We start from the raw sequence: 25,669 nt of genomic DNA, 5'->3' as shown, positions 1-25,669 counted from the left end.
GATGGCGCTCTTCGATGAAAACTATTTAAACAGAATCTTAGTAAAGCTTTTGGCTGCATATAACAATGTGAAACTTTATGGTAGTAAACACAATGTCAGCGAAAAAAGCCTGGACGAATTGTTCGAAATACTTTCCGAGGCACTTAAACAGTCAGAGGAATTCAACATAGTCCTTAGAGGATTGCATATATATATCATGGGCGAAAGGCTCAAAATATCCTCTACCAATTTCCCTGTTATTAAGCAAATAGTCGATCTATTCAAAGAAAAAGAAATTGGAGGGCTAAAAATCAGTCGTAACTTTACCAAGCAAGAGTTGGGAACATTTTTTGAACAACTTTCCAAAGAGGGTCTAAAATACGAGAACCTGAAAGAAAATCTCGCCAGCATGGGGATTATGTCTATAAAAATACTTCCCATGCTCGTTCAACCTACTGAAATAGTAGATCCTAAAAAGAGAGTAAAACAAGTTTACTTCGAAACGATAAATTTAGTTAAAAATCTCTCCACACAAGGGAGTCTGTCTAAACCAAGTTACACCAAATTCACCGTCGGAGTTCTTTATCTCATCGATACACTAAAAACCTCTGAGAGTCTGCTTCTTGGACTAACGGTGGTAAAAAATTATGATGACTTTCTTTATAACCACTCTGTTAACACGGCAATCCTTGCCCTTTCCCTTGGAGTCCGTATCGGTTTAAAAAGTAAAGAATTACTGAAATTAGGTCAGGCAGCTTTGCTTCATGATATTGGGATGATAAACATTCCAAGAAACATTCTTAAAAAAGAATCACTTCTTACTGAAGAAGAATGGAAAATTGTAAGAACTCATCCTATCAACGGGTTTAGAATCACTCTTGACTTAATGGGGCTTTCAGAAGAAACCGCACCCATATTACTTTCAATCTTAGAACATCAAAAAGGATATGATGGCTCAGGTTATCCTGATTTTATCAAAAATGGCATATCACTGTATTCAAGGATCATTCAGATCGCAGATTTTTACGATGCGGTTACTACACCGAGGTTTTACAACCCAATTCCTATGTCACCAGCAGAAGCTATTGCCTATCTTGTAAAATATTCTGGAAAACTTTTTGATCCCCTTTTATCGAAACATTTCATAAACTTACTTGGTTTATACCCAATGGGAAGTCTTGTTTTCCTGTCTACGGGTGAATGGGGACTCGTGGTAGGGCAACCCCAGGACCCCGAAAAGCTCCACAAGCCAGTAGTGCTCGTTATAAAAGACGCAGAGGGTAAAGACCAAAGGCACAGAACGCTCGATTTGAGCCAATCAGAAATTGAAATTGTGAAAGTCGAATCCCCCTGGAAATATGGAATAGATCCAGCGGAATACCTTATTTAAATTTAATCTTCAACAACTCCACAACTTCTGAAAGATTCCTTGTGTTCACCACATCTTGTGGACCGAGCCATGCCCTTCTCGCCTGTCCTATACCAAGTCTTATCATCGGAAGTTGCCCAACGTGGTGGGCATCTGTATTAATAACAAGCAATGCCCCTTTTTCTTTAGCCTTCCTCGCATTAACGTCATTAAAGTCCAGCCTTTCATAGTAGGCATTCATCTCTAAAAAGGTTTTCGTTTCTACAGCTTTATCGATAATTGTATCGATATCCACGTGATAGCCTTCCCTCTGTCCTATGAGTCTCCCAGTTGGATGACCAATTATTGTTACATAAGGATTTTCCATAGCCTTTATAATTCTTTGAGTCGCATCTTCATTTTTCTTCCATATGTGTATAGAAGCAACAACGAAGTCAAGTTCCCTAAGTACTTCATCTGGATAGTCTAATTGACCATCACTCAGAATATCTACCTCAGCGCCTTTCAATAAAACGAAATCCTTGAAGGACTTGTTTATTCTATCAATTTCTCTATTTCTTTCTCTAAGCTCATCGATTTCTAAACCACCAGCATACTTAGCTGACCTCGAATGGTCGCATATACCCAAATATTGATACCCCATTTTCCTCGCAAACTCCACCAGTTCCTCAAGGGATGAAGTTCCGTCGGAGTAATTTGAATGGACATGGAGATCACCCTTTACTTCGTTATACCCCAATAAAACCGGCAGATCACCACTCATTGCAGCCTCAATTTCCCCCTGATCTTCTCTCAATTCCGGGGGTATCCATGGTAACCCGAGGGATTTATAAACATCTTCCTCTTCTGCACCTGCTATAAGCTTTTCCTCTCTAAATACCCCATACTCCGATATTTTCAACCCTTTAGCCTTCGCAATAGTCCTCAACTTAATGTTGTGATTCTTTGAACCGGTAAAATACTGCAATGCAGCACCCCATGATTCCCTCCCTACTACCCTCATATCAACCTGATACTTACCTTCGACAATTACAGAGCCCTTAGTATCTCCAGAGGCCAAAACATCAGTAACAGATGGAAATTTTGTGAAATGTTCAATTAACTTAGCGCCGTCTTCTCCAACAACCAGTATGTCAATATCCCCCACTGTCTCTTTCATCCTTCTATAAGAGCCACAACCAGATATCAACTCCACTTTTTTGGATTCTTTCATATACTCTATGATATCTTCAACAATATTAACTGCTATACCGAGAGGAATCCTCTCCTGCATACTTAAATAAAGTTCGAGGCCTCGTTTAATATTCTCAATCTTTTTCTCACCCATGCCTGGAAGGGTAAGGATTCGAGGGTCATCGAGGATCTTAATAAATTCGTCCATCGTTGTGACCTTAAATTTGTCGTAAATTAACTTCAATGTTCTCGGCCCGACCCCTGGCACATCCATCAATTTCAAGAGATCTGCGGGGACCTTCGACATCACCTCTTCATATTTTTCAAAGGTACCTTTTTCAATAAACTCAACTATCTTCTTCGCAATGCCTTCTCCTATACCAGGGATCCTTTCAAGACCTTCAAAACCCTGCGTCTTATAGATTTCAGTAACATCTTCAGGTAATTCTTCCAATACCCTGGCCACTTTCAAATAGGCTCGAACCTTAAAGGGATTTTCACCCAAAAAATCAAGGGCATTGGCAAGCTCCTCAAATTTTTTTGCAAGAACTTTATTTATTTTCATGTTATTTAATTTAACACCACTTTGAAAATTTTTCAAGCCGAAACTCTAAACCTTCCACATTCATTGTTTTTTGTTTTCTTGAGCTTGAATGTATAATTATTTACATGAACAACGAAGAATTTAGCCTTGAGGATTTAAAAGAAGCATTATTCAGAAAAGGCAAATATGGCCTTTTAGCCTTTACTATAACCATCATCTTAGCTGTACTCTACATAGTTTTTAAACAGCCGGTATACGAATCGGAAACCAGGGTAAGACTGTCTGGCGCCTCATCAGTTACAGAAATGGTGCTTGCCGGTGTTACAACTCCATGGAATGACATCCCAACTCAGCTCGAGCTAATAAAGTCAAAAATCATTTTGAAAAAAGTAGTCGATCAGCTAAACCTGAGATTTGACCCCATTGATAAAAAGTTTTACAACTACCTAAGAATAGATACCCTTGCAATATCCGATTCAGCACCCAGTGGAATCTACACTATCAAACTCCTTGATATCGGGTTCGTGATATTAGACCAAAAAGGGGCAAAAATTCTCGAAGGGCAATACGGTGTAATCACCTCTTCTAATTGTATGACCCTTAAGGTCAACCCAGTATCCCCAAAGGCATATGGGAAAACTCTAAAATTCGCAATAAAACCTATAAACATAACCATTAAAAACCTTTATAGAAACATAAAAGTTTCACAAGAAGGTAAATCCTTTGTAGCGGTTATAAAGGCACGCGCAAAGGATCCAGTTCTGGCAAAAGAGATAGCGGAGCGTGTAGCACAGGGTTACTATGAATTCACCTTAGAGGATGCGAGGTTCCAAGCCAGTTCTCTAAGACTGTTTTTAGAGGAGCAAATAACCAAAATCGAGCAGGAGTTAACAGATTACGAAAAAGATTTGGCGGAAATCAAAAATAAGTTGGGGACTTATAACTTCATAGCCCTCGAAAATATCTCCGAAAGTTTGAAAGACATTTTTGCAAAACTGAACGATTTGGAATTCGAAAAAACAAAGACCATCATTGAAAAATCGCAAGTTGAAAGAGAAATATCCATAATAAAGGACGAAATCCAGGGTAAAGGATACTTTAAAGAATATGCAAAAATAGCAACCAGTTTAGAAACCGGCGGTGATCCTCGAATCCTCTCTTTACAAAACAAACTTTATGAACTCGAACTTAAAAAGGCTTCGCTTCTGGAGAAATACAATTCCGAAAACCCAGAGATAAGAGCCATCGAAAATCAAATAAACGAAATAAAAACGTCATTGAGTAAGACCCAGCAAGAAGTAGTCGAACAATCAATTCCCTCTACTTCTGATCCGGTATTTCAACAATTAATCCAGCAACTAATTAAAAATCAGGTAGAATTAGTGACACTATCTGCTAAAAGCGCTGCCATAGATTCTGCCTTGAGAGTATTTGAAGGTAAAATATCTACACTACCAGAAAATGCATTAATGTATAGCAAAATTAAGAGAAAAATACAGGCACTCTCAGGAATTTATAACCTTCTCCTGGAAAAGCTTGAACAGACTAAGATCGAAGAAGCATCAAAGATTTCAGATGTTAGAATTGTTGACTATGCAATGATCCCCACAGCACCAGTTTTACCTAAGAAAGTTCAAACAATATTCATCAGCATAATTTTGGGCAGCTTATTGGGACTCTTCCTCACACTTTCTCTCTATTACATTGACGACTCCGTCAAGTTTTCAACTGAGGTAGAAACAATTTTGGGCAAACCCTGCGTTGGCAAAATACCGCCTTTTTCCAACCATGACGGAGGAAAATATAGTACTTTAATTATTCACAAAAACCCTTTGAGCCCTGAAGCAGAAGCCTTCAAGAAACTGAGATTCAACGTAGATATTTTAACGAAAGGCTTCCCCAAAATAATTGCCGTTACGAGTATTATTGAAAATGAAGGCAAATCGACAATAGCAGCAAATCTTGCGTTAGCTTATAGCCTTGCTGGCTATAGAACTTTAGTAATTGATGGTGACCTTAGAAAGCCCTCTCTCCACAAAATTTTTGAAGTACCAAACGAACATGGATTTACCGAACTTGTAACCAAAAGCATCTTAAAACCCTATCCATCAGCACAGCAGAATTTGTTTGTTTTGCCTGCTGGGGAAAACTCACTGAATGTACTCAAAATACTCGACGCCTTTGATCTTAAAAAGATCAGAGAATTATTAACGGAGAATTTTGACATTGTTATCCTTGACACACCACCAGTTCTTCCAGTCGCTGAAGTTAACACCCTCGCAGACTTTGCAGGACATATGTTACTCGTAGTTAGGGCAGATTATACGCCCAAGAGACTACTAATAGAATTCACCTCCTCCCTTCCCGAAAACATACAACTCGTAGGATTTGTTTTAAACTTTTACAAAAGGGCAGAAAGGCATTATTACAAGTATTACAAATATTACCACCATGAATCTAAGGATGAAAATAACTCTATAAACAAACTGCTCAAGAAGCTTAGAATTTTTAAGGAGGGGTAATGTTTCTCACACTGCTAATCGTTTTAACCAATTTGATTCCGGGAGATGCAATAGCCATAAGATCAACAAATTACAAAGAACTTAACGACACAATATTTGTACTTGGCGACACCACAGCCGAATTACCATACATTGGAAGAGTCAAAGTAAATAACATTAATGAAGATAACTTAAGAGATTACTTCGTTGAAACCTATTCGAAATATTTGAAAAACGCGGACATAGCTGTTTTTGTTCTTTACAGAATTTCGGTAATTGGACGTATAAATAGACCTGGAATCTACTACCTACCGTCCTTCGCAAGCTTTGGTGATCTCATCGCCATAAGTGGCGGGCCTTTACCTGATGCAAACCTCTGCAGAATTAGAGTTTATTCAGGATCTAAAAAAACCTATTTAAACTTTGGAAAGGTAATGAAAAAAAATTTAAAGCTAAGCGATCTCGGAATTACCTCTGGAACAGTTGTAGAAATTCCAAAAAAATTTACAATTGGCCTCGAAGACATTTATAAATTTGCAGCCACAACGGGAATTCTTTGGTCTGTATACAGGGAAATAATAGCTAAATAAAGGAGGCTCATGGTAAACGAACTGAAGAATAAGATAATCAAGAAGGAAGCAAAAATTGGAGTAATAGGGTTAGGATACGTAGGATTACCACTGGTTAGGGAGTTTCTCAAAAATGGCTTTAAAGTTGTCGGATTCGATATTGATCCTAACAAAGTAGAAATGTTAAATCAGGGAAGGAGTTATATAAAACACATACAGAGTGATTTTATCGCAAGCGCCGTAAAGGATAAAACCTTTGAAGCTACAACAAACTTTGCAAGACTTAAAGAAGTTGACGCTATAATAGTTTGTGTTCCAACTCCACTTGGGGAACATATGGAGCCAGACTTATCCTACGTTTTAAATACTGCTAAAACAATATCAGAGAATATTCGGAGAGGTCATATCATAGTACTTGAAAGCACCACTTACCCAGGCACTACCGACGAAGAGGTTCTTCCAATACTTGAAAAATCAGGACTTAAAGTGGGAGAAGACTTTTTCTTGGGTTTTTCTCCAGAAAGGGAAGACCCTGGAAACAAACAGTATACAACAGCCACTATACCTAAGGTAGTCAGTGGGATCACTCCACAATGTCTTGAGTTAATAAAAACCCTTTATGACCAAATCGTTGTTACTACAGTGCCTGTCTCCTCCACAAGGGTTGCTGAAGCTGTAAAGCTCCTTGAAAACATTTACAGGGGTGTTAATATTGCTTTAGTCAATGAGTTAAAAATGATTTTCGAAAGGATGAACATCGACATCTGGGAGGTAATCGAAGCTGCAAAAACAAAACCCTTCGGGTTCCAACCTTTCTACCCAGGACCCGGCCTTGGTGGGCATTGCATACCCATCGACCCCTTCTATCTCGCATGGAAGGCAAAGGAATACGATATGACTGCGAGATTCATAGAACTCTCAGGTGAAATCAACACCTTCATGCCATACTATGTAGTGGATAAGGCTATAAGGGCACTTAACGCCCACGGAAAAAGCATAAAGGGCGCAAAAATTCTCATCCTCGGAGTTTCTTATAAGCCCGACATCGACGACATGAGAGAAAGTCCCGCCCTGAAAATCATAAAGATTCTCTTAGATGAAGGAGCTCATGTGGAGTACAACGACCCCTTCTTCCCTGAACTTGTCCCTGTAAGGAAATATCAAATTCCTTTGAAGTCCGTTGAACTAACAGCAGAGAATCTTAAAAAATTTGACCTTGTTATCGTCGTTACAAACCACTCAAGTTACGATTACGAATTTATAAGAAAACATGCCAATTTGATACTGGATACAAGAAACGCATTCAAAATCAGAGGGTTAAAAGAAGGAAATATAATTAAGGCTTAACTCTTTCAAATACTAATTCAAGAAAACTTTCTTTAAAACGAATATCGGTTAGTTTAACTTTGTTACGCAGAGCGTAAGTAATACCGTTCCACTGAGGTTTAAGGTTCGATAACTTCTCGAAATCGATGTAGATCTTTCCCTCTTCTTCACTTATTACCCCCTTCGTCATATCTCTTAAAGATTGCAAAGGGCCTCGGATAAACTTATAAACCAAGTCCGAAACATCAATCTTGAAAACCACAATTTTTTCTTCTTTATCCCACTTTAATTCACTTATTTTCAGGTTCATGCTGACCGGCAAGATGTTTATACCCCTTATCTCCAATGACCTTTCAAAAAATTTGACTTCCATCTCCGAAAGATAAGGCGAAAGATAAAATTTTAAAATATGTTCAATTAGATCCTGAGGTATCCTTACCTTAAATATCCCCTCTGCAGCTCCATCAACCTTTTTAGAAAAATAATCCGACAATATTTGCAAAATATCCGGCATGTTACTCAAACCTCCTGAAAAGCGCAATGACCTTACCAAGAATATAAAGTCTTGACTCTTCTTTACGAATTTTTATTTCCTTATAATTGGGGTTTTCCGGAATCAGATAAACAAATTCACCATCCTCTCTAAAACGTTTACAGGTGACTTCATTGTCAACAAAAGCAACCACAATGTCCCCATTTTTAACAACTGATCCAATCTTAACCACTACAATGTCTCGATCTAAAATTCCTGCACCAATCATACTGTCACCCTTAATTCTCAAAGCAATTGTATTGTGGGCATCTTTCACGAAAAGGGCATCCAGAACCACATTGCCTTCGATCTCCTCGATAGCAGGAATTGGAAATCCAGCAGATACCTTCCCAACAAGTGGTATCATAGCTGCATTTGAAAGTTTAAAGTGTAAAAGCTCAATTCCCCTTGGTTTCCTTGGATTCCTTTTTATGAATCCCTTTTCTTCTAAAACTTTTAAATGCCGTTGAATGCTGTAGATATTGTTTATGCCAAGATTTAAACCTTCTGCGATCTCCCTAATCGTTGGAGGATATCCCCTTGTAAGTATGAACTGCTGAATAAAATCAAGAACCTCTTTCTGACGCTTAGTTAAAATCAAAATACCCTCACCCTAAGAAATAATATTTGACTATTATGTAGGCAAGAGCAAGCACAAAAGTAAAGACAGTCGTTGGGAACCCATATTTTAAATAGCTACTAAAAGTAATTTTCTTATCTGTCTTTTCTGAAATGCCAGCGACCACAAGATTTGCCGCTGCTGAAATCAATGTTGCATTACCCATAAAGCAAGCTGTTAAAGAGAGCGTCCACCACAAGGAATTCCCATTAACACCTGGCATTTTCTGTATTATCGTATTAATAATCGGCACCATAGTCACAACAAATGGGATTGCACCCATTATACTTGTAAACACAAAAGAAAGGCCGCTTATAAGTAGAATAAGACCCAACTCATTTTTTGTGAACTTTAGTAAGAAAAGGGCTATATCCTTTATAATCTCATATTTTTCCAGGGCTCCCACCAATATAAACAACCCTCCGAAGAAGAATAACGTTGTCCACTCAACTTCATGAAAGTACTCCTCTGGATTCTCATTATTTATAAACAGAAGTAAAATTGCACCGGACAAAGCCACAACCGAAGGTAAAATCTCTAACCTATCATGAAGAACAAATCCCATAAGAACGAGCCCAAATACAACAAATGTCTTTATTAGCAATTTTTTATCCTTTATAGCGCTCTTTTCATCTATTTTTAAAATGGACAAATCGAATTTGCCGGTAATTTTGTAAGTCTTCCCAAAAATTGCCTTCATAAAAAATATTGTTGCAATCATTACCAAAAGAACAGGTAAACTCAAGTTTGCCACAAAATCATTAAAAGACAACCCTGCCGCACTTCCAATTATGATGTTAGGCGGATCTCCGATCAGTGTAGCCGTACCCCCAAGGTTTGAAGCGATAATTTCACCTATAAGGTAAGGGAAGGGAGACACACCCGTCATTCGAGTAACCAGAATTATAATCGGTGAAAAGATCAAAACGGTAGTTACGTTATCAAGGAAAGCCGATACAACACCTGTCAAGATAAAAAAGAAAGCGAAAAGAGCGAAATAATCGCCCTTCGAGATTTTTACTGCTTTAATGGCTAAATACTCAAAAAATCCTGTACGTCGGAAAAAGGACACTATAATCATCATACCAAGGAGCAGTCCCAGGGTGTTAAAGTCTATGAAATTCCAGGCTTCGAGCGGAGTTAGATATCCCAAAAGAATAACCGCAATTGCAGCAAGCATCGCAACAACAGTCCGATGCCATTTTTCCCATGCAATAAGGGCAAAGCTAATAGTAAAAATCGCGATTAAAATAAATTTACTGTTCACCATTCCCATACAATCTCTTTAAAATCGAGAGTCTTGAGACAACACCTTTGTAATAACCTTTATTATCCGTCACTACTAAACAAGTTCTCTTCTCCTTAACTAAGTAGAAAATTGCTTTTAAAACTGAATCTTCTGGCTTTAAAGCCCTATACTTTGTCTGCATTAAATCAGCGGCAAGGAACAACTTGTGGGTGAAATCGGAAAAGACCTCGTGGTCCAAAACACCAAAGGTGGTTATGTAATCAAAATCTTCAATAAGGTCAAAAAACTCTGGAATAAATGGAGCAAGAAGGTCTTCAGCATAAATCACACCGAGTAATTTCCCTTCATCATCAACAACGGGAACAAGGGAAGTGAATTCCTCCCGCATTGTATGGGCTACCTTAGAAATGGGGGTATCAAGTTTTACGGGATAAACGTACGTTAAAACATCCTGAACCCTAATCAATTCAGACATGTTAAAAATTATAAATTGGGTAGTTTAAACTTACAACTTGCCCTTTTTAAACTTGCCCAGCATTTCTTTAAAATAGGTGTTCTCAGGATCAAGCTTTACTGCTCTTTCTTCAAGTTCAATAGCCCTTTTCTTATAACCTAATTTGAAGTAGATAAGGGCGGCTGTGTCCAGAATATTCGCATCCTCCGGCTTAATCTTCAACGCCTTATCGATCAATTCCTTTGCCTTAGGAAGATTAATATCCCTTAGGACCATAAACCATGCCACCTCATTTAACATATCAGGATCATCGGGATTCTCAGCAATTACTTCATCCAGGATCTTCATAGCGCGTGAATACTCCAGTTGTGCTAATTCACTCTTACCTTCTTTCATGTAACTATCCCCCAATCGTCCATGCGCATCGATAAGGAAAAATCTCTCCCACAACTTATAAATCCTCTTCAATTCTGTAATGGGATCAGGATGATCATCAACCCTTATGTCAACATATTTATCAGAATAACCTCCATACCCTCCATTCTTTCTCATAACAAGGAGGGCTGCAGACTGCCTGCCCCTTGCATCGCCACCTGCCTTGTCCCCTGCTTCGAGAGCAGCTATTAGTCTCTCGGGAAGGTCTCCTGAGGTATTCAAAAAAGCCGATTCCATTGCCTTTAAAACCGTATCACCAACTAAGATATTCCCCTGTATGGCATAGCAAAATCCATTTACATGACCCGCATATGCCATACATCCCTTTCCGGTCCAGGAGGCAGAGGCACCCTTTGCAGATACAATTCCTACTTGTCTTCTATCAAAAAGCGTGTCTATGCTTTGGAGATATTTTAAAATACTGTCAACGGAATAACCCCTCTTCAAAAGATCAAGAGCAATGGGTCCAAAGGTCGGATTACCATATGCTTGAGATGCGACAGCTCCAACCTCCGCCTCGCCAAAGGGAACAACTGATCCGACAGCAAGGAATTTAGAAGCTACTGCGACTCCAACCTCACCTGTAAGAGTATCACAGGCAACTATGGAGAAGGTTCCATACACCTTCGAAGGCATGTACATCAAGATTGATAGAAAAGAAATCTTTAATAACATACGACCTCCTTCACGAATTCAATAATATACCTCTGAAAACAGAGGTTCAAACTGCCTCACCAGGAAGCATAAAAATTCCCTCGAAACTGGAACATTCCTCTACCCTGCCATAAAATTTAAAAAATGACAAAGAAAATTAACAATTTAGTAAACTTAATCAAGAACGCAAAGGGCGAAATTGGAGTTGTATCCCACTTAAACCCTGACGGAGATGCCGTTGGTAGCCTCCTGGCACTTTATCTCTTTCTCAAAAAGATAGGAAAAAAAGTTACCCCTTTTTTGAAGGATAACGTCCCTTATTTCCTCGATTTTTTGCCTGGGATAAAGGAAATAAAAAAAGAAATAACTCCCAATCTGGATTTGATTTTTTTGGTTGATGCCAGTGAATACTCCCGAACAGGATTTCCTGAACCTTCCAATAAAATAATAGTGAGAATTGACCATCATATCTCGGGCAAATTCTACTCAAATTACGATCTTGTTGTGCCTGAAGCACCCAGTACAACGAGCTTGATCATGAAAATAGTAAAGAAATACGATCCATCCCTTATTGATAAAGATATAAAAACTTGTTTATACACCGGGCTGTTGACCGACACTTCTTCTTTTAGACACTCCAACAGTTTTAGATGGGCTTTCAAGGATGCATACTACTTAGTAAATAACGGCCTCGATGTGACTGATATCGCATCCCTTGTCTACGAAAGAAAAAAGCTAAAGACTCTTCAGCTTCTTGCCAAGTCGCTTTCTACTATTACTGTAAAAGATGAAGTTGGAATAATTTTAATTAAGAGAGAATTTCTTGAGGAATTTGGACTTGATAAATCCGAAACCGAGGGTTTCGTAAACTACCCTCTCTCAATTGATGAAGCCATTGTTGGTATGAGTATGGTAGAAGTAGATAAAAATATATGGAGAGTTAGCTTGAGAGGAAAAAATAAGGTAAACCTCGCTAAGGTAGCAGAAACCTTTGGCGGCGGCGGACATTTTAACGCCGCTGGTTGCACGATAAAAGGATCAGAAGAAGAAGTTATTAATTCTGTGGTCGAAGCCGTTAAAAAATACAAAGTTGGATAAAAAAGGAGAAAATTTATGGAATTAATTTTTGAAATTTCAAAGCCAGGGAAAAAAGGCTATACAATAAAAACCTTCGAAAAAACCGCTGAGTTAGCAATCCCAGAAAAATACCTGAGGAAAGAAGAGCCAAAACTTCCCGAATTAGCAGAGAACGAAGTTGTAAGGCACTTCATTGCACTTTCAACTCTAAACCACCATGTTGATAAGGGATTTTATCCTCTCGGTTCGTGCACTATGAAATACAACCCCAAGGTGAATGAATATACGGCGAATCTCCCAGGTTTTACGCACCTCCACCCATTGCAACCTGCGAGGTCTGTTCAGGGTGCTTTAAAACTTATGAAAGAATTGGAGTATTTACTTGCTGAAATTAGCGGAATGGACGCAATTTCCCTCCAACCAGCGGCGGGAGCCCATGGAGAGTATACTGGAATCAAGATTATAAGAAAATATCACGAGAAGAAAGGCAATCCCAGAAAATATATTTTAATTCCTGATTCAGCTCACGGAACTAATCCTGCTTCCACTACCCTTTCAGGATATCAGGCAATAACTATCAAATCTGACGAAACCGGAAGAATTGATGTCGAAGATTTGAAGAAACACCTAAATGAAGAAGTGGCGGGTTTTATGGTAACAAATCCCAACACCCTCGGAATTTTCGAGAATAGAATTCATGAAATTTCTGAATTAGTTCATTCCGTAGGCGGCTTGATGTATATGGATGGTGCTAACTTGAACGCTTTTGTCGGACACATAAGACCAGGGGACCTCGGATTTGATGTTATGCATTTCAACCTTCACAAGACCTTTTCAACTCCTCACGGCGGAGGTGGCCCAGGGAGTGGGCCTGTAGGTGTTAAAAAATTCCTCGAACCCTACCTACCCGTTCCCAGGATAGTTGAAAAGGATGGAAAATTTGAATTGGACTATAACTACCCAGACTCCATAGGGAAGATTCACTCTTTCTATGGAAACTTCCTCGTGATGATAAGGGCTTACACATACATAAGGATGATGGGAAAGGAATATCTGAAGAAAGTAAGTGAAGATGCTGTTCTAAATGCTAACTACCTTAGGAAGAAATTAATGGAGCACTATGAATTACCCTACAAGAGCACTTGCATGCACGAATTTGTTCTATCTGGGAGAGAATTCAAAAAATATGGAGTAAGGACACTGGATATTGCAAAAAGAATTCTTGACTTTGGAATGCATGCCCCGACCATTTACTTCCCATTAATTGTACCTGAAGCTATTATGATTGAACCTACAGAAACCGAGAACAAAGAAACCCTCGACCGATTTGTAGAAGTCATGTTACAAATAAAGGAAGAGGCCGAAAAGAATCCAGAAATTTTAAAGACTGCTCCTCATACCACCCCTGTAAAGAGATTGGATGATGCTCTTGCTGTAAAACTCTCAAAGGTAAGATACACAGAAGAATAGGTTAAAGCCAGCTTTTACTCAACAATACAGCGAGCTTCCGCTACATTGTCATCCCAATCTTCTGCTTTTAAATCTCCATCTACAAAAATCTGTACTTTGACCGAATCAGAACTCCACGCACTGATGTAAACCGTATCGCCTCTATCTGCCAAGAAGGAATAATTCCACGGAATCGGGGCATTAATTATCGTGGAAGATTCTCCGGCACTATTTGAAACAAAGGTAATTGTGTATGCTTTTGAAGCTTTGCCGGTAACTCTATATTCAACCGTTAGTTGATCCTTTTCACAGGCAATAGACAAAATTCCAAAGGCAAGTACTGCTATCAGATATAACTGACGCTTAACAAACATTTTGCATGCCCCCAGTTCGTTCAAATATTACTCCTACTTATTTCTCTTTATTTCCAACCCACGGGAAAGAGGTATAGCGGTTCCTCTTTTATTCCAAGGACTCTTTTCACTTCATCATCAATAAAGGCCCCTACTGCAACGGTTCCAAGTCCAAGGGCTGTTGCCTGCAAGTAGATGTTCTGGCCAATATGCCCAGCCTCCATATACACGTATCTTTCTGCTCTTGCTCCATACCTTGCCCTTGTCCGTTCAAAAACAGCGGAAATTACTATCGTTATAGGAGCCTTCAAAATCATATCCTGCCTGAGGGCTCTTTCGGAAACCGCTTTTCTTAAATCGCCTTCCTTTACCAAGAGTAGAGAGTGATCATCAAGTATATACTTATATAAGCCAGGGCTTAAATCTTCAACGTTCCCAGCAACAAGATAGATCTCCATAGGATAAGTAGCACCAGCGGAAGGAGCCGCCCTCTTTCCACTCGCCACTTTACCCTGCGCCGCCCACAATAATTGGGAGACTTCTTTCAAAGTTAAAGGAGCATCCTTATAGGTTCTAATAGATCTCCTTTCGTTAATAGCCCTTTCAAGGGAAAAATTACTATCTTTTCTTGGCTCAGGAAGTTTAACCATTTTTATCTCTCCTGTAAGAAGTAAAAGTATTAACAACCACATGAAGTTCCCCTCCAAATTTAGAGCATGTTAAAGGTATTGCACGCCACTTTAAATGCACAATTTTTGCACCTATTCAAAAGTTTCCTCTTATCCTTGGATATATAAGGCAAATAAAAATTCACATCGGGATTTAAAATCTCACGCAGTATCGCTTTTATTAGTTCATCAGTGTTTTTGAAAATATAGTCTTCTGAAAGGCCTACTAACTTAGGTTTCTCGCCACTACCTCCCCTCAGAGGGAAGATGGTCGCAAACACTCTTTTGCTGCTATTTCCTTCCACCTCTCCAAGTTTAGAGTTTTTCCACAACCACAAATAGACAAGAAGTTGGATTTTCGGCTTTTTAATAATCTCAGAGACAAGACCTCCCTGGCTCTCTAATTCATCTACTTCACTTCTCAAATTTTCTCCCGTTTGGTAATCTTGAACAGATCTCCCGCTTTTATAATCAATAATCACTAACCCGTTAGTGTAAAGATCTATACGATCTATTTTACCTGTAAAGTTTAAGGTAATACCATTGCCAAGTTCAACTTTTGTATCGAGTTTCTTCTCAGTGTAATATCTGTCAAAGTCACCAATTTGATTTTCGCTTAATTCTTCTTTCAACTTACTTTGTAAGTCCGACAATGAAACCCATAACCTTTCAGTAATCGCAGTCTTTAAAATCGTTATTCTCGGGGTTTCAACAGGATATTGCTTTTCCAGTACTTCTCTGGCAACATCAGAGAAACTGTTTTTCTCCTTTTCATCCCCTTTAAACTCACCATCGAGACCAGCAAAAAATTTCTGCAGAATTTCGTGGATAACATTACCTATTACCCTATTATCGTATTCATCCTCCAACTCTTCTCTGAATCCAAAAACATAGGTGAGTGCAAACTTCACCGGGCATTCGAGATAGGTTTCCAGGTGGGAGTATGAATATTCTATTTTCCTCAACTTCTCAATGATTTGGGAATTTTTCTTAATGCCACCTTCGAAATTGAAACCCCTCAAGCTCGAGGTAGAAATAATATTGTAGAAACTATTATGGGGCACTGACTTTTGGGGTCGCCCCATTGCCTCAAGGTATTCTTTCAAAATCAAAATCAAGTAAGAGGGATCATCAAAATTAGAATCTTTATAAACTATCGTGCAATCATTAGAAGACTGTAAAAGGGTAAAGAATACGTATTTTGCGAGTTTGTTTTTGGAATCCACATCACTAAGATTGAGCCTGGACCTTAAACCAAAGGGTAACAAAGTATCATATTCAAAATTTTGAGTAACTACCCCTTCTTGGACATCAAGAATGACCACTCTCTTGAAACTCAAAAGCCTGGTCTCGAGAAATCCAATAATCTGAAGTCCCTTAAGTGGTGTTCCTTTTAAAGGAACAGAAAGACTCTGAATAACCTCCACTACAAAGTTGGCAAAATCTTTCACATACTCTATTTTATCTTTTGAACCGTTTAAAGGAAGTTCAGACAGTAACGAATTTTTAAGAGCCAGCAGCTCTTCGATAAGACTTTCCCGAAGCCCTTCTATATCTTCCTTAATACGGAAAGAGAAATGGCTATCCTTTGCCTTCCCAAAGAAATTTACAAAAAAGTCAACAAAGTCGGAGAAAGATTTTGGTGATAAAATAGGATTCCAGAATTCAGACAAAAAGTCGTTCCAAAAAGCCTTTGACTTCTTTATTGAATTTTCATCCACTACAAGCTTATCAATCATAGCTTCAACATTCTTATCGCTCACTAACGAGTAACCTGAAGAGGAAAGTTCCTTCAGAAACTTCAAGAATTCCTCTACACCTTCTGCCTCGATATTCCTCTCAAGAAAATTCTTAAACTTTTTAACATTTATCAAATATGAACTGGACCCTGAATCATATTGAGTGAACTGCAATAGCTCCTGTAGGTCTTTGAAAAAAGTAAAATACTCTGTGAGTTTTAACGGATAACCCATCGATACATTAAATTCAATGCCTTCGGGGATTGCGAATTCAATAAGGGGAAATAGTTTCGAAGGATCGGGTAAAACAATAGCAGTATCTATAGAATTCAACTCATCCTTTTCAACCTTAGATAGCCTATCAGCGATGGTGAATATTTCTGAAATATCATCATCGGTGGATATGAGCTCGACCCTTAAATCTTGAGGCAAAGGGGGTTCTTCAAAAGTAGAGTCCCTGCCAAGTAAATCCTTCCCAAATTGAATGGTGAACTCCTCAAGAACAAACTTCGATTTTTGAAGAACAAGTAAAAAGTTTACAGAATTGAAGGCTTTTTCAAGGAACAACCTCTCACTTTCCGTCAAAAGATAAGGCGGGCACAAAACTATTTGAAATTCCGGGAAATCCCTCTCTAAGTTAATCCTGTCAGCGACAACAAAGTACCTCGAAGACCTTGTGGAATACCCCAGTTCATTTATTCTATTATAAAAATCCTCGTAAACGGTAGGATAATTCTCAAGCAAGATTTTGGTTTTTGAATTTTCGGGCAAATCAAGGTCGTGCAAAACTAACTTTAACTCTTCTTTCGTACGCCTATGGATCTTTAATTCCTCAAAATCATTGTAAATTCTCCTTCCAAGGGTCGCAAAATCCCAGAAGTCAAGCTCCTTAAGAAAATCCTTGTACAGTGTATACAAAATATACAGGGCATCGTGCTCCGCCAGTTTTTTGTCCATCTTGACGAAATTTTCGTAATAATAATCCACAAAATCGTCTATAGAAAAGATCATAGGTAAAATAACAGGGTTGCCAATTTTCTGACTAATAAAATACCTCAAGTATACCCCTGAACGCCTGTTGGGCAAGATAATGACAAAATTAGAAAGTTTTTTATCCTGTTCAGCGTTTTTAATCAAATATTCAGCCAAATTGGAGAGAAAATTTCGAGGTTCAAGCAAAACTACTTTTTCATCCATACTAAGAGACCACCTCCAATTTATCTTTAAAGACGTAAGCCAAATATCCCTTAACCTTTTTATCTTTGAAGATCTTTTTCATAACGTCAATATATCTCTTTATCTGATTCCTGTCCTCCGGCCGTGGATCACCGGTTTTGAAATCTATCACTTCAACCAAATCTCCGGAAACAATTATCCTGTCAACCCTTTCGAAACTTCCATCGGGTAAACCGATCTCCCTTTCTCTATAAAGTTCACCCCCCTCTCTCCTTGCAAGAAGCCTAAATCTTTCATCCTTAGTGAAATAATCTACTAAGATTTTTAAATTACCTTCCAACTCAGAAGGATCTAAGTAATACTTATTTGCAATAGCAGCCAATCGATCCCTATAACTAAACAGCTGTTCCGGCGTCTCAATAAAATCAATGGAGCGGAGAAACTCATGCACCGCATCACCAAACATGCTCGCTTTTAATCCCGAAATAACATCATAGGTATGAGCTTGCTCATACTGTTTTTCTCCGAAAAGCTTAATTTCGCTTTTCCTTTCCTTAAAACTCAAAGAAATTCTGGCAGGGGATTCTAAAACCGCTTCAACCTTTTCAGGAACCGCTTCACCGTATTCCTTTTCGTCGGCACCGACCTTCTTCAATAGACTGTGGAATAATTCACCTTCAACATATATGTTATACATCCTTTTTTGCGCCCGTGTTAAAGCAACATATATTGTGTTTATTTCCTGTACAAAATCGTCGATTAACTCATCAAAGTATCTGTTCATCATTTGTTTGGTGTAATTTTTCTTATCCTTCATCAAGTTACTATCAATGACCTTCAGATGGTCTTTCTTAATTTTGAAAGGATATAAAAGTCTTTTGCAATAATCCCTATCAAAGTACAGGTTTTCATGCTTACCTTTTGAATCTACAAAAACATTAACAACTACGGGGAAACCAAGCCCTTTGGCTTTGTGAAAGGTCATAACCTTTATAGCATTGATTTCGGTATTTTGCGGAATAGTTAAATCTTCATTTTGCGACTCACTGTTTCCGTTAAGAAATCGTGTAAAAACTCCCTCAATCTTGTCAATAGTAAGGTGACCTTCGCTCCCTTCCGCAGAATAGAGATAATTTAGAAACCTTAAAATACCACTTCGTGATTCATCCTCAGTTAAAAACTTAAATTCTCTTAAAAATTCCGAAAACAACCTCGCTAAAGACCCTTTTTCAACGTAACTGTGATAGCGCTTCCGCAGTTGATTAAGGAATTGAGCAAGCCCATTTTCTGCCTTGAATCCTTTTCCCTTAAACTCATAAAATTCCAGTAGAAGATCATCAGAGCTCTTTTTCAGAACCTTTTGGGCAATTTCACCTGTACTGAAAATAAGAGCAGACATCAGGTCACTTTCATCCTTCAAAAATTTTGCAAGGCAAAGGAGTTCCCACAATACTTTTTGACTCCTTATATCTAAGGACGAATAACAAACCACAGGCAGCTTTAGTTCAAGTTCAATAGTGCTCGCTATTTGAATTACCATATCATTATCCCGCGTAAGAATAGTTATATCGCCGGGACTAAACTCTTTAAGTAAATTTTGCACCAAATCTTTCAAGGTCGTGAGGGCGCTGTTAAGTTTTCCTTCCTTACTCTTTGTTTCTTCCGGCAAAGTTATTTTAATATTTTTAACGTATCCCCTATCAGGCTTTGCCACGTCCTGTTGAATAGGAATCCATATGTTCTTGTAAGTATTAACAATTTCTTGAACCTTAGAGTTGACTTTATCTTCACAAATTGTATTTTCGAGCTTTTTTCTTATTTCTTCCTTCAGAAATTCCACAAATTTATCCTGGCTAAATACAACCTCATTTACAAACTTGACAATAGCTTCCGCACTCCTGAAGTTTTTATCCTGACACCTTGGTACAAACGGGGCTACATTGAGATCATAGTTTTTATAGCCATCTTTGGTCATAAGATTGTACATAATTTTGTAATCAGCCTTTCTAAAGCCGTAAATCGCTTGCTTAACATCTCCCACTACGAAAAGCGTTCCTACAGAACTCAGCGGTTCTTTAATCAAGTAAAGCAGGATTTCCCATTGCTGTGGATCGGTATCCTGGAACTCATCAATCAAAACATGCCTTATATTGTAAAAAAATCGGATCAATCTATCGCTGTAAGATTCAGGTTTTGAGAGGTATTTCCTTATTATTCTACTGGTGTCCGAGATCGTCATAATTCCCATAGTATTGAGAATCTTTTCATACTCAGGCTTGTAAAAAGTGTCATAAAATTTCGCAACCTTCGTCTCAAGCTTATTGTAAGCCTCAAAAGCGCATAATAATCCCGATTGAACCTTTTCAATCAAATCCCCCTTTCCCAATAGCTCATTTGCAAATTTATATGCATTACCTCCAGAGGATAAGCGATCCAATAAGTAAGAATAACTTTCATTTGCTTGAAATCTCTTTCTTACACCCTTCACATTATTTAGAGCCCTCGCTACATCCTCCCCAATTCTAAAATCTTCACAATAAACTGAAGTAAAAAGTGGATGGGGTTTGATATCGTACAACAATTTATCTTCTTCTTCCTTCATATCCAACATCTTCTTATTGAAAGCGTTCAGCAAATCCCAAGCAAAGGTGTTACCACTTCTTGCCAATTCAATAACCAGTTCCTGAACCTCAGACAACCTCTCTGGAGAGTTTAGCAGATTTTCTACAGCAAGATTCAACACTTCCACATCAACATCATATTGAACCTTTATAGCGAATTTTAAGCCCAGTTCGTGGAGCAAGAGGCGCCTTAGCCTCTCCATAAAGCTATCAATGGTTCCAATCTGAAGTCGAGGGTAGTTCTCGAGGATGATCTGATAAACTTCACTAACTCTCTTTTGAACAAAATCTTCGTCAAAAACCTCCAATAAACCAGGAAATCTTTGATAGTTTTCTTTTCTTAAGTCATCCAGAATATTAAGCACTCTCCTCTTCATCTCCTTTGCTGCTTCTCTTGTAAAGGTAATGGCAAGGAATTTTCTAAGATCTTCCTTAGAATAGCACTCCCTTATAAGTAAATAGACCAACCTCTTTGCAAGGAGTTCCGTTTTTCCAGAACCTGCGGAAGTAGGAACAACTATAAAGGGAGCATCCTCGAAGTCCATCAATACAACAGACTCTAAGTCCTTGGGACTAATCTTCATAATAAAATAGCGTTAAATTTCATGTGCAAGTATAGAATTCTCATTAAGATCAACAAATTTCACATAATTCGAATATCTCTCAAGGAGATAATTTTTCACCTCTTCTTTGCAACTAAAGTACAAAATCTGCCAGCCTTCCTTAGAAATTGTTACGAGCAAATCCAATTCCCTTCTCAACCTTTCATGATCGCTTTTTACAAATGGGTCATCGAGCACAAAAAAGCCGCTTCTTCCTTCCAGTACCTTGATTCCAAGCCCGAGCCTTATAGCAAAAAATAGCTGATCTATGGTCCCGCCAGAAAGCTTAGAGACCCCTATAACATTCCCCTTTCGATCTTCCGCTTTTATAGTTCTCGCACCCAGATCATACCGGATACTCTTGTACCTACCACCGGTAATAAGTTCAAAAAATTCTGAAGTCTGCGTCAAATCGCTAAATAAGTCGTTAAATCTATTTTTACTTCTTTCAATCTCACCATCGAGAATTTTAACCAAAATCTTGCTAAGATTTATTCTCTTTTCCTGCTCTTCGATAAAATTTTCAAGACTCTTTTTACACTCAATAAGATCACTTATGCTTTTAACGTCAATAGGACTATACAGAATATTCTGCACCTCGTTCTCTATCTTTGCGAACTCTGCCCTCAAACTCTGTAGACTTTTTTCAACTTCTTCCTTAACTTGAATCAATTTCTTCCTTTTTTCTTCAACCTCCTCCAGATTCTGAAGACCATAATCACCCAGTGGCTCTTCCTCACCCCTCTGAATCCTCAAGTTCCTCAGCCTCTCCTGAAGTTTAGCGAAGAAGTCATTCTCGTCCTGGTAATCGCTAATCTCATCGTGCCATAAACCTTCTAACTCTTTGAAAAACTCCCTCATTTTACTTTCATTACTCTTCTTTTCTTTCAGCTTTTCCTCAAATTCGTTCAGACTTTTAATTTCAAATCTCTCATTCTCTACTTCGATTTTAGCCTCAATTTCGCCTCGCCTCCTCTCCAGATTTTTAAGCTCTTCCTCTTTTTGCTTTTTAACCTGCTCAAGGGTCTCTTTTTCTTTGTTTAATCCATCTAACTCTTTTTCCTTTTCGACCAACTCACTCTTTACCCTTTCTATCTCCTCAGAAAGCCCTTCTATTTCTGAGGACTTAAATCCCACACTCTTCGCTCTATCAAAAATTTCATTCTTTAAAAGGATAAAATCTTTCACAAAACCAAGGGCCTTAGAATATAAGTAAACAAAGAGAGAAGTAAGGGCAAAAAACAGAAAAGATACAATAAAAAGTAGGTTATTTTTTAGTATGGTGCTTCCCCCTAAGAAACCTACGAAAAGCAGGCCTGAAATTATGTACAAAATTTGCATCAGCTTTTTATTTTTGACATTTTTCTCATAATCGGGAAGCATTAACTTATATTTAACTATCTTTTCACTCAAAAGTTTTTCGGTCAGCTCAATCCTCTGGATTTCACTCTTGATTTTGTTGAGATTAACTAAGTTTTGAGTAAGCGAAGAAATTTTCTCTTCCAGGGATTTCAAATCCTTTTCTTTGATCGTTTCAATCCCTTTAATGACATCTTCCAGGTCTTTATGCAATTTTCTGTAGTTTTCTAACGCCTCTTCAGTGTAATTTCTATACATCTCATTCCGGGCCTTGTAATCGAAATATAAGTTCATTAATTCTTCTGTCCTTTCTGCTAATTTTTCTGACTTTTTTCTCTTTAAACCCTCTTCAATCTTCATCACTTTCTCGAGTTCGCGCTTCACCTCTCCCGCAATATATTCGAGCTCTTCGTAATTCTTACTCTCTATCTCCTTAAGAAGGTGTTCGATTTTTGGCAAAGCTTGTTTCGCCCTCTCATATCGATCTGCAAGATAATTATCCCCCTGCGTATTCTTTAAACTTAGGGTCTCCGTCAACTTGTTCATCTCCAAAAGTTTCTTTTTTACACTTTGCAGAATATCTATGTATGTACTGCTCAACCTATCCAGCGCAGAACGAAAAACTTCTTCATCCTTTGTATAACTTAGGGAACTATTTACAACAAAAAAGAGATTATAAATTTCACTTTTATTTAGGTTAAGCTTCAGAAGCCTCTTGAGAGCGTTACTATATATCTTTCCATTTTCTTCAAGTTCTATGATAACGCCTTCATTACATGAAGTCCGAAAGATCTTCTTGTCAAAACCCTTTTCACTTACATCAAGGGGAAGGCCGCAAAGAATAGCCTCTATTACAAGAGTCTTACCCTTCTCGTTCAATCCCCAAACCAGGGTAAAATCACCCGGCTCAATGGGGTTCTTTAAACTTAGTGGCCCAAAATTCTTTATATCGATCTTCGTTATTCTCATATTTTACCCTTTGGAGAATAAACCTGACTAAGGGCTGATAAAAACCACTGTTTTAAGGTTCTCTTATCTTCTTCACTAATATCATTATCATTAAGCCCGTCTATTTGCTCGAGTATACTCTGACTAAAGGGCTTATCCAGTAAAAAGCCAACATCTAAAACCAAAAACCAATTTTCTGAAAAAACCACTCTCCTCGTCCATTTCTCTTCGCAATATCTTTTTACCGCTTCCTTTAAATTTAACTCACTCATTCCTTGCTCTTTGCTACTAATGTACCCTTTCAGTTCTAATATTAGAGTTTTGCTTGGACTCATACTAAGAGAGCTTTCAATTTCGGATAAGACATAATTTTCTATGGACCCCCCACTTGTTGGTGTTAAATATATTTCAAGCTTTTCAAAGTAGAAAGTTTCTAAAGGATATTTGTTTAAAACCACTTTTTTAGTATCGGGGTCTACATCGTAAATTACCAGATATCTCGTTCCCAAATCGTTTCGTGTTATTGAAACGGGTGCTCCTGAATAAACTATTAATCTACTGCTATCGCCGATGGAAATAGGTTCACCGAAAGTATGATAATGTCCGGAAAGAACCAATTGCACCGATGGAAATTTCTGCAATACCTTTAATGAGAGCGAAAAGGCGGTTTCTTCTTCTGCACCTGCAATTTCCTTTCTGTGCTTAATCTTCTTTAGTACCTCATCAAGGTCACCGTGGAAAACAAAAATATTGAACCAAGAAGGATCAACGTTTTTAGAGATATACGCCAGCTTTTCGTAAAAATATTCATTTGTTGCTCCAACTAAGTACGGAACGGTAAAAAAGGAAATCCTATTGGAAGGATCACTATGGATGGGATCATTTTTAGAAAGCACCACAACATTATCACCTAAATCCCTTTCGGTTTCGAAGGCTAAGAAGTCATGGTTCCCCGGTATAACGATCGTCTTAAATGGTGATCCGGAAAAGTAACTTCTCAACTTAGCAATATTTTCATTAGCAGATGCAACATCATCAAATAAATCGCCAGCAATCACGAGATAATCTACCTTCTCACCCTTTGCCTTTTCCAGGACCAGTTTTAGTGCATCCCATCTTTCGGGATGTTCAGAATCAATGTGAAGGTCTGAAGTATGAGCAATTCTCATATTGTTATATTGTATAAAGGATGTTACGAAAAGTCAAGCATCAAGGATTTATGATGTTAGCAGGATTTGTCTTTGCAAGCCTGGCTTTCTAACTGAAGAGTAGAATGAGTTATATTAAGCTTTTCCTGTAAAAGTTTGTTTACTTTTTCAACAATTTCTTTTGTTTCTGAAACGTACATGTCGTCCACTTCCAGATGGGCCTCTAAATGAATCTTTCCATCCTTTAAACTCCAAATATGTACATGGTGAATCCCCCGAAGCCCCGGAACATCCTTGAGTAACTCAAAAATTTCTTCTTCATGTACGGGAAAGGGTGCAGCTTGAAGCATTATCCTAAGTGACTCTATTACAACCTGAATACCTTCTTTTAGAATTAATAATCCAATAAGAATCGCCATTAATCCATCTACCCAGAAAATTTTAAAGAATAGCATCAAAAAGCCACCCACAATTACACCAATCGAGGAAAGTGCATCACCCAGTAAATGAAGGTAAGTGGACTTTATGTTCAGACTCTCTTTGGAGTGGCTATGGAGTAAGGATAAAGAGAGCAGGTTGGCAAATAGCCCAATTATACTTACAGGCAATAGAATGGAAAGTTTAATCACTTCGGGGTTAAAAACCCTTTTAAAACCACTTACGATCATCAAAAAAGATAAGACAGAGACAATGGTTGCATTAATAAGAGCGGCAAGGATTTCGAACCTTGCGAAACCAAAAGTATACTTACTGGTTCTCCCTTTTTCACTCAAAATCAATGCAATTAGGGAAAACAACTGTGAAAGAGAGTCCTGGAAATTATGAAGTGCATCAGAAAGCAGAGAGTAACTTTTTGAGAAAACTCCACCAATGGTTTCAGATACAGCAATAAGTAAATTGAGTAAAAAGACAAAGCCCAATTTTCTTTTCATTTTTAATAATGTTAAAGGAACAAAGGCGTATTCAAAAGCAATTAAACTATAGCACTAATTGAATAAACACAAATATGGCTTCATATTTATAAAATAATGGAGGGGTGGCCGAGCGGCTGAAGGCGCACGATTCGAAATCGTGTATCCCCGTAACAGGGGATCGTGGGTTCAAATCCCACCCCCTCCGTAGCGA

19 protein-coding genes and 1 tRNA gene are annotated in these 25,669 nt (G+C 38.2%); 7 read left to right on the top strand and 13 right to left on the bottom strand.

The genetic code is table 11. The annotated features are described in order from the left end of the window. Position 1: 1 nt before the first annotated feature. Positions 2-1,369 (top strand): HD domain-containing phosphohydrolase, encoded by a 1,368-nt coding sequence (locus tag ABIM45_01930; protein MEO0238668.1) that lies wholly within the window; start codon positions 2-4, stop codon positions 1,367-1,369. Here ABIM45_01930 and polX read toward each other — a convergent pair. Next, a complete protein-coding gene (polX, locus tag ABIM45_01925; protein ID MEO0238667.1) occupies positions 1,362-3,086 on the bottom strand; it encodes a DNA polymerase/3'-5' exonuclease PolX in 1,725 nt (574 codons plus the stop codon). The genes ABIM45_01930 and polX overlap by 8 nt on opposite strands. Before the next feature lie 104 nt (positions 3,087-3,190). Between polX and ABIM45_01920 the strand changes: the two genes are divergently transcribed. The 3 genes from ABIM45_01920 to ABIM45_01910 are packed head-to-tail and all read left to right on the top strand — an operon-like array spanning position 3,191 to position 7,482. Continuing rightward, entirely contained in the window at positions 3,191-5,587 is a 2,397-nt protein-coding gene (locus ABIM45_01920; protein ID MEO0238666.1) for a polysaccharide biosynthesis tyrosine autokinase, read from the top strand. Then, positions 5,587-6,156 carry an SLBB domain-containing protein gene (locus ABIM45_01915; protein ID MEO0238665.1) on the top strand — a complete coding sequence of 190 codons (570 nt, stop codon included), beginning with the start codon at positions 5,587-5,589 and terminating at the stop codon, positions 6,154-6,156. Before ABIM45_01920 ends, ABIM45_01915 begins: the two co-directional genes overlap by 1 nt. A 9-nt stretch (positions 6,157-6,165) precedes the next feature. Continuing rightward, positions 6,166-7,482 carry a nucleotide sugar dehydrogenase gene (locus tag ABIM45_01910; GenBank protein MEO0238664.1) on the top strand — a complete coding sequence of 439 codons (1,317 nt, stop codon included), beginning with the start codon at positions 6,166-6,168 and terminating at the stop codon, positions 7,480-7,482. Here the strand turns inward: ABIM45_01910 and ABIM45_01905 are convergent. The 5 genes from ABIM45_01905 to ABIM45_01885 are packed head-to-tail and all read right to left on the bottom strand — an operon-like array spanning position 7,472 to position 11,425. Beyond that, on the bottom strand, positions 7,472-7,975 hold the full coding sequence (locus tag ABIM45_01905; protein ID MEO0238663.1) for a hypothetical protein: 504 nt from the start codon (positions 7,973-7,975) through the stop codon (positions 7,472-7,474). The two genes, ABIM45_01910 and ABIM45_01905, sit on opposite strands and share 11 nt — an antisense overlap. 1 nt (position 7,976) lies before the next feature. Continuing rightward, on the bottom strand, positions 7,977-8,594 hold the full coding sequence (lexA, locus tag ABIM45_01900; GenBank protein ID MEO0238662.1) for a transcriptional repressor LexA: 618 nt from the start codon (positions 8,592-8,594) through the stop codon (positions 7,977-7,979). A gap of 7 nt (positions 8,595-8,601) precedes the next feature. Further along, complete coding sequence (locus ABIM45_01895; protein MEO0238661.1) at positions 8,602-9,882, bottom strand: ArsB/NhaD family transporter; 1,281 nt, start codon at positions 9,880-9,882, stop codon at positions 8,602-8,604. Then, entirely contained in the window at positions 9,869-10,336 is a 468-nt protein-coding gene (locus tag ABIM45_01890; GenBank protein ID MEO0238660.1) for a CBS domain-containing protein, read from the bottom strand. Before ABIM45_01890 ends, ABIM45_01895 begins: the two co-directional genes overlap by 14 nt. A 30-nt stretch (positions 10,337-10,366) precedes the next feature. Beyond that, positions 10,367-11,425 carry a DUF1028 domain-containing protein gene (locus ABIM45_01885; protein ID MEO0238659.1) on the bottom strand — a complete coding sequence of 353 codons (1,059 nt, stop codon included), beginning with the start codon at positions 11,423-11,425 and terminating at the stop codon, positions 10,367-10,369. A 123-nt stretch (positions 11,426-11,548) separates the two neighbouring features. On the opposite strand from ABIM45_01885, the gene ABIM45_01880 reads away from it, so the two are divergent. Together ABIM45_01880 and gcvPB are read left to right on the top strand one after the other, a co-directional pair. Continuing rightward, complete coding sequence (locus tag ABIM45_01880; GenBank protein ID MEO0238658.1) at positions 11,549-12,502, top strand: bifunctional oligoribonuclease/PAP phosphatase NrnA; 954 nt, start codon at positions 11,549-11,551, stop codon at positions 12,500-12,502. A 15-nt stretch (positions 12,503-12,517) separates the two neighbouring features. Beyond that, entirely contained in the window at positions 12,518-13,951 is a 1,434-nt protein-coding gene (gene gcvPB / locus ABIM45_01875; protein ID MEO0238657.1) for an aminomethyl-transferring glycine dehydrogenase subunit GcvPB, read from the top strand. 14 nt (positions 13,952-13,965) lie between these two features. Here the strand turns inward: gcvPB and ABIM45_01870 are convergent, their stop codons facing one another. The 7 genes from ABIM45_01870 to ABIM45_01840 are packed head-to-tail and all read right to left on the bottom strand — an operon-like array spanning position 13,966 to position 25,476. Then, positions 13,966-14,304, bottom strand: a complete 339-nt coding sequence (locus ABIM45_01870; GenBank protein ID MEO0238656.1) for a hypothetical protein — start codon at positions 14,302-14,304, stop codon at positions 13,966-13,968. 47 nt (positions 14,305-14,351) lie between these two features. Continuing rightward, entirely contained in the window at positions 14,352-14,975 is a 624-nt protein-coding gene (locus ABIM45_01865; GenBank protein MEO0238655.1) for a SagB/ThcOx family dehydrogenase, read from the bottom strand. 17 nt (positions 14,976-14,992) lie between these two features. Further along, entirely contained in the window at positions 14,993-17,887 is a 2,895-nt protein-coding gene (locus ABIM45_01860) for a PD-(D/E)XK nuclease family protein (protein ID MEO0238654.1), read from the bottom strand. Position 17,888: 1 nt separating this feature from the next. Continuing rightward, complete coding sequence (locus ABIM45_01855) at positions 17,889-21,071, bottom strand: UvrD-helicase domain-containing protein (GenBank protein MEO0238653.1); 3,183 nt, start codon at positions 21,069-21,071, stop codon at positions 17,889-17,891. A gap of 12 nt (positions 21,072-21,083) precedes the next feature. Beyond that, on the bottom strand, positions 21,084-23,417 hold the full coding sequence (locus ABIM45_01850) for a hypothetical protein (protein MEO0238652.1): 2,334 nt from the start codon (positions 23,415-23,417) through the stop codon (positions 21,084-21,086). After that, positions 23,414-24,565 carry a DNA repair exonuclease gene (locus ABIM45_01845; protein MEO0238651.1) on the bottom strand — a complete coding sequence of 384 codons (1,152 nt, stop codon included), beginning with the start codon at positions 24,563-24,565 and terminating at the stop codon, positions 23,414-23,416. Before ABIM45_01845 ends, ABIM45_01850 begins: the two co-directional genes overlap by 4 nt. 56 nt (positions 24,566-24,621) lie before the next feature. Then, complete coding sequence (locus ABIM45_01840; protein ID MEO0238650.1) at positions 24,622-25,476, bottom strand: cation diffusion facilitator family transporter; 855 nt, start codon at positions 25,474-25,476, stop codon at positions 24,622-24,624. Positions 25,477-25,574: 98 nt separating this feature from the next. Between ABIM45_01840 and ABIM45_01835 the strand changes: the two genes are divergently transcribed. Beyond that, positions 25,575-25,663 (top strand) — tRNA-Ser (locus ABIM45_01835). Positions 25,664-25,669: the final 6 nt, after the last annotated feature.

Source organism: candidate division WOR-3 bacterium, from assembly GCA_039803545.1.
Taxonomy (GTDB): domain Bacteria; phylum Hydrothermota; class Hydrothermia; order UBA1063; family UBA1063; genus UBA1063.
This window is presented reverse-complemented; position numbering and strand designations above follow the sequence as displayed.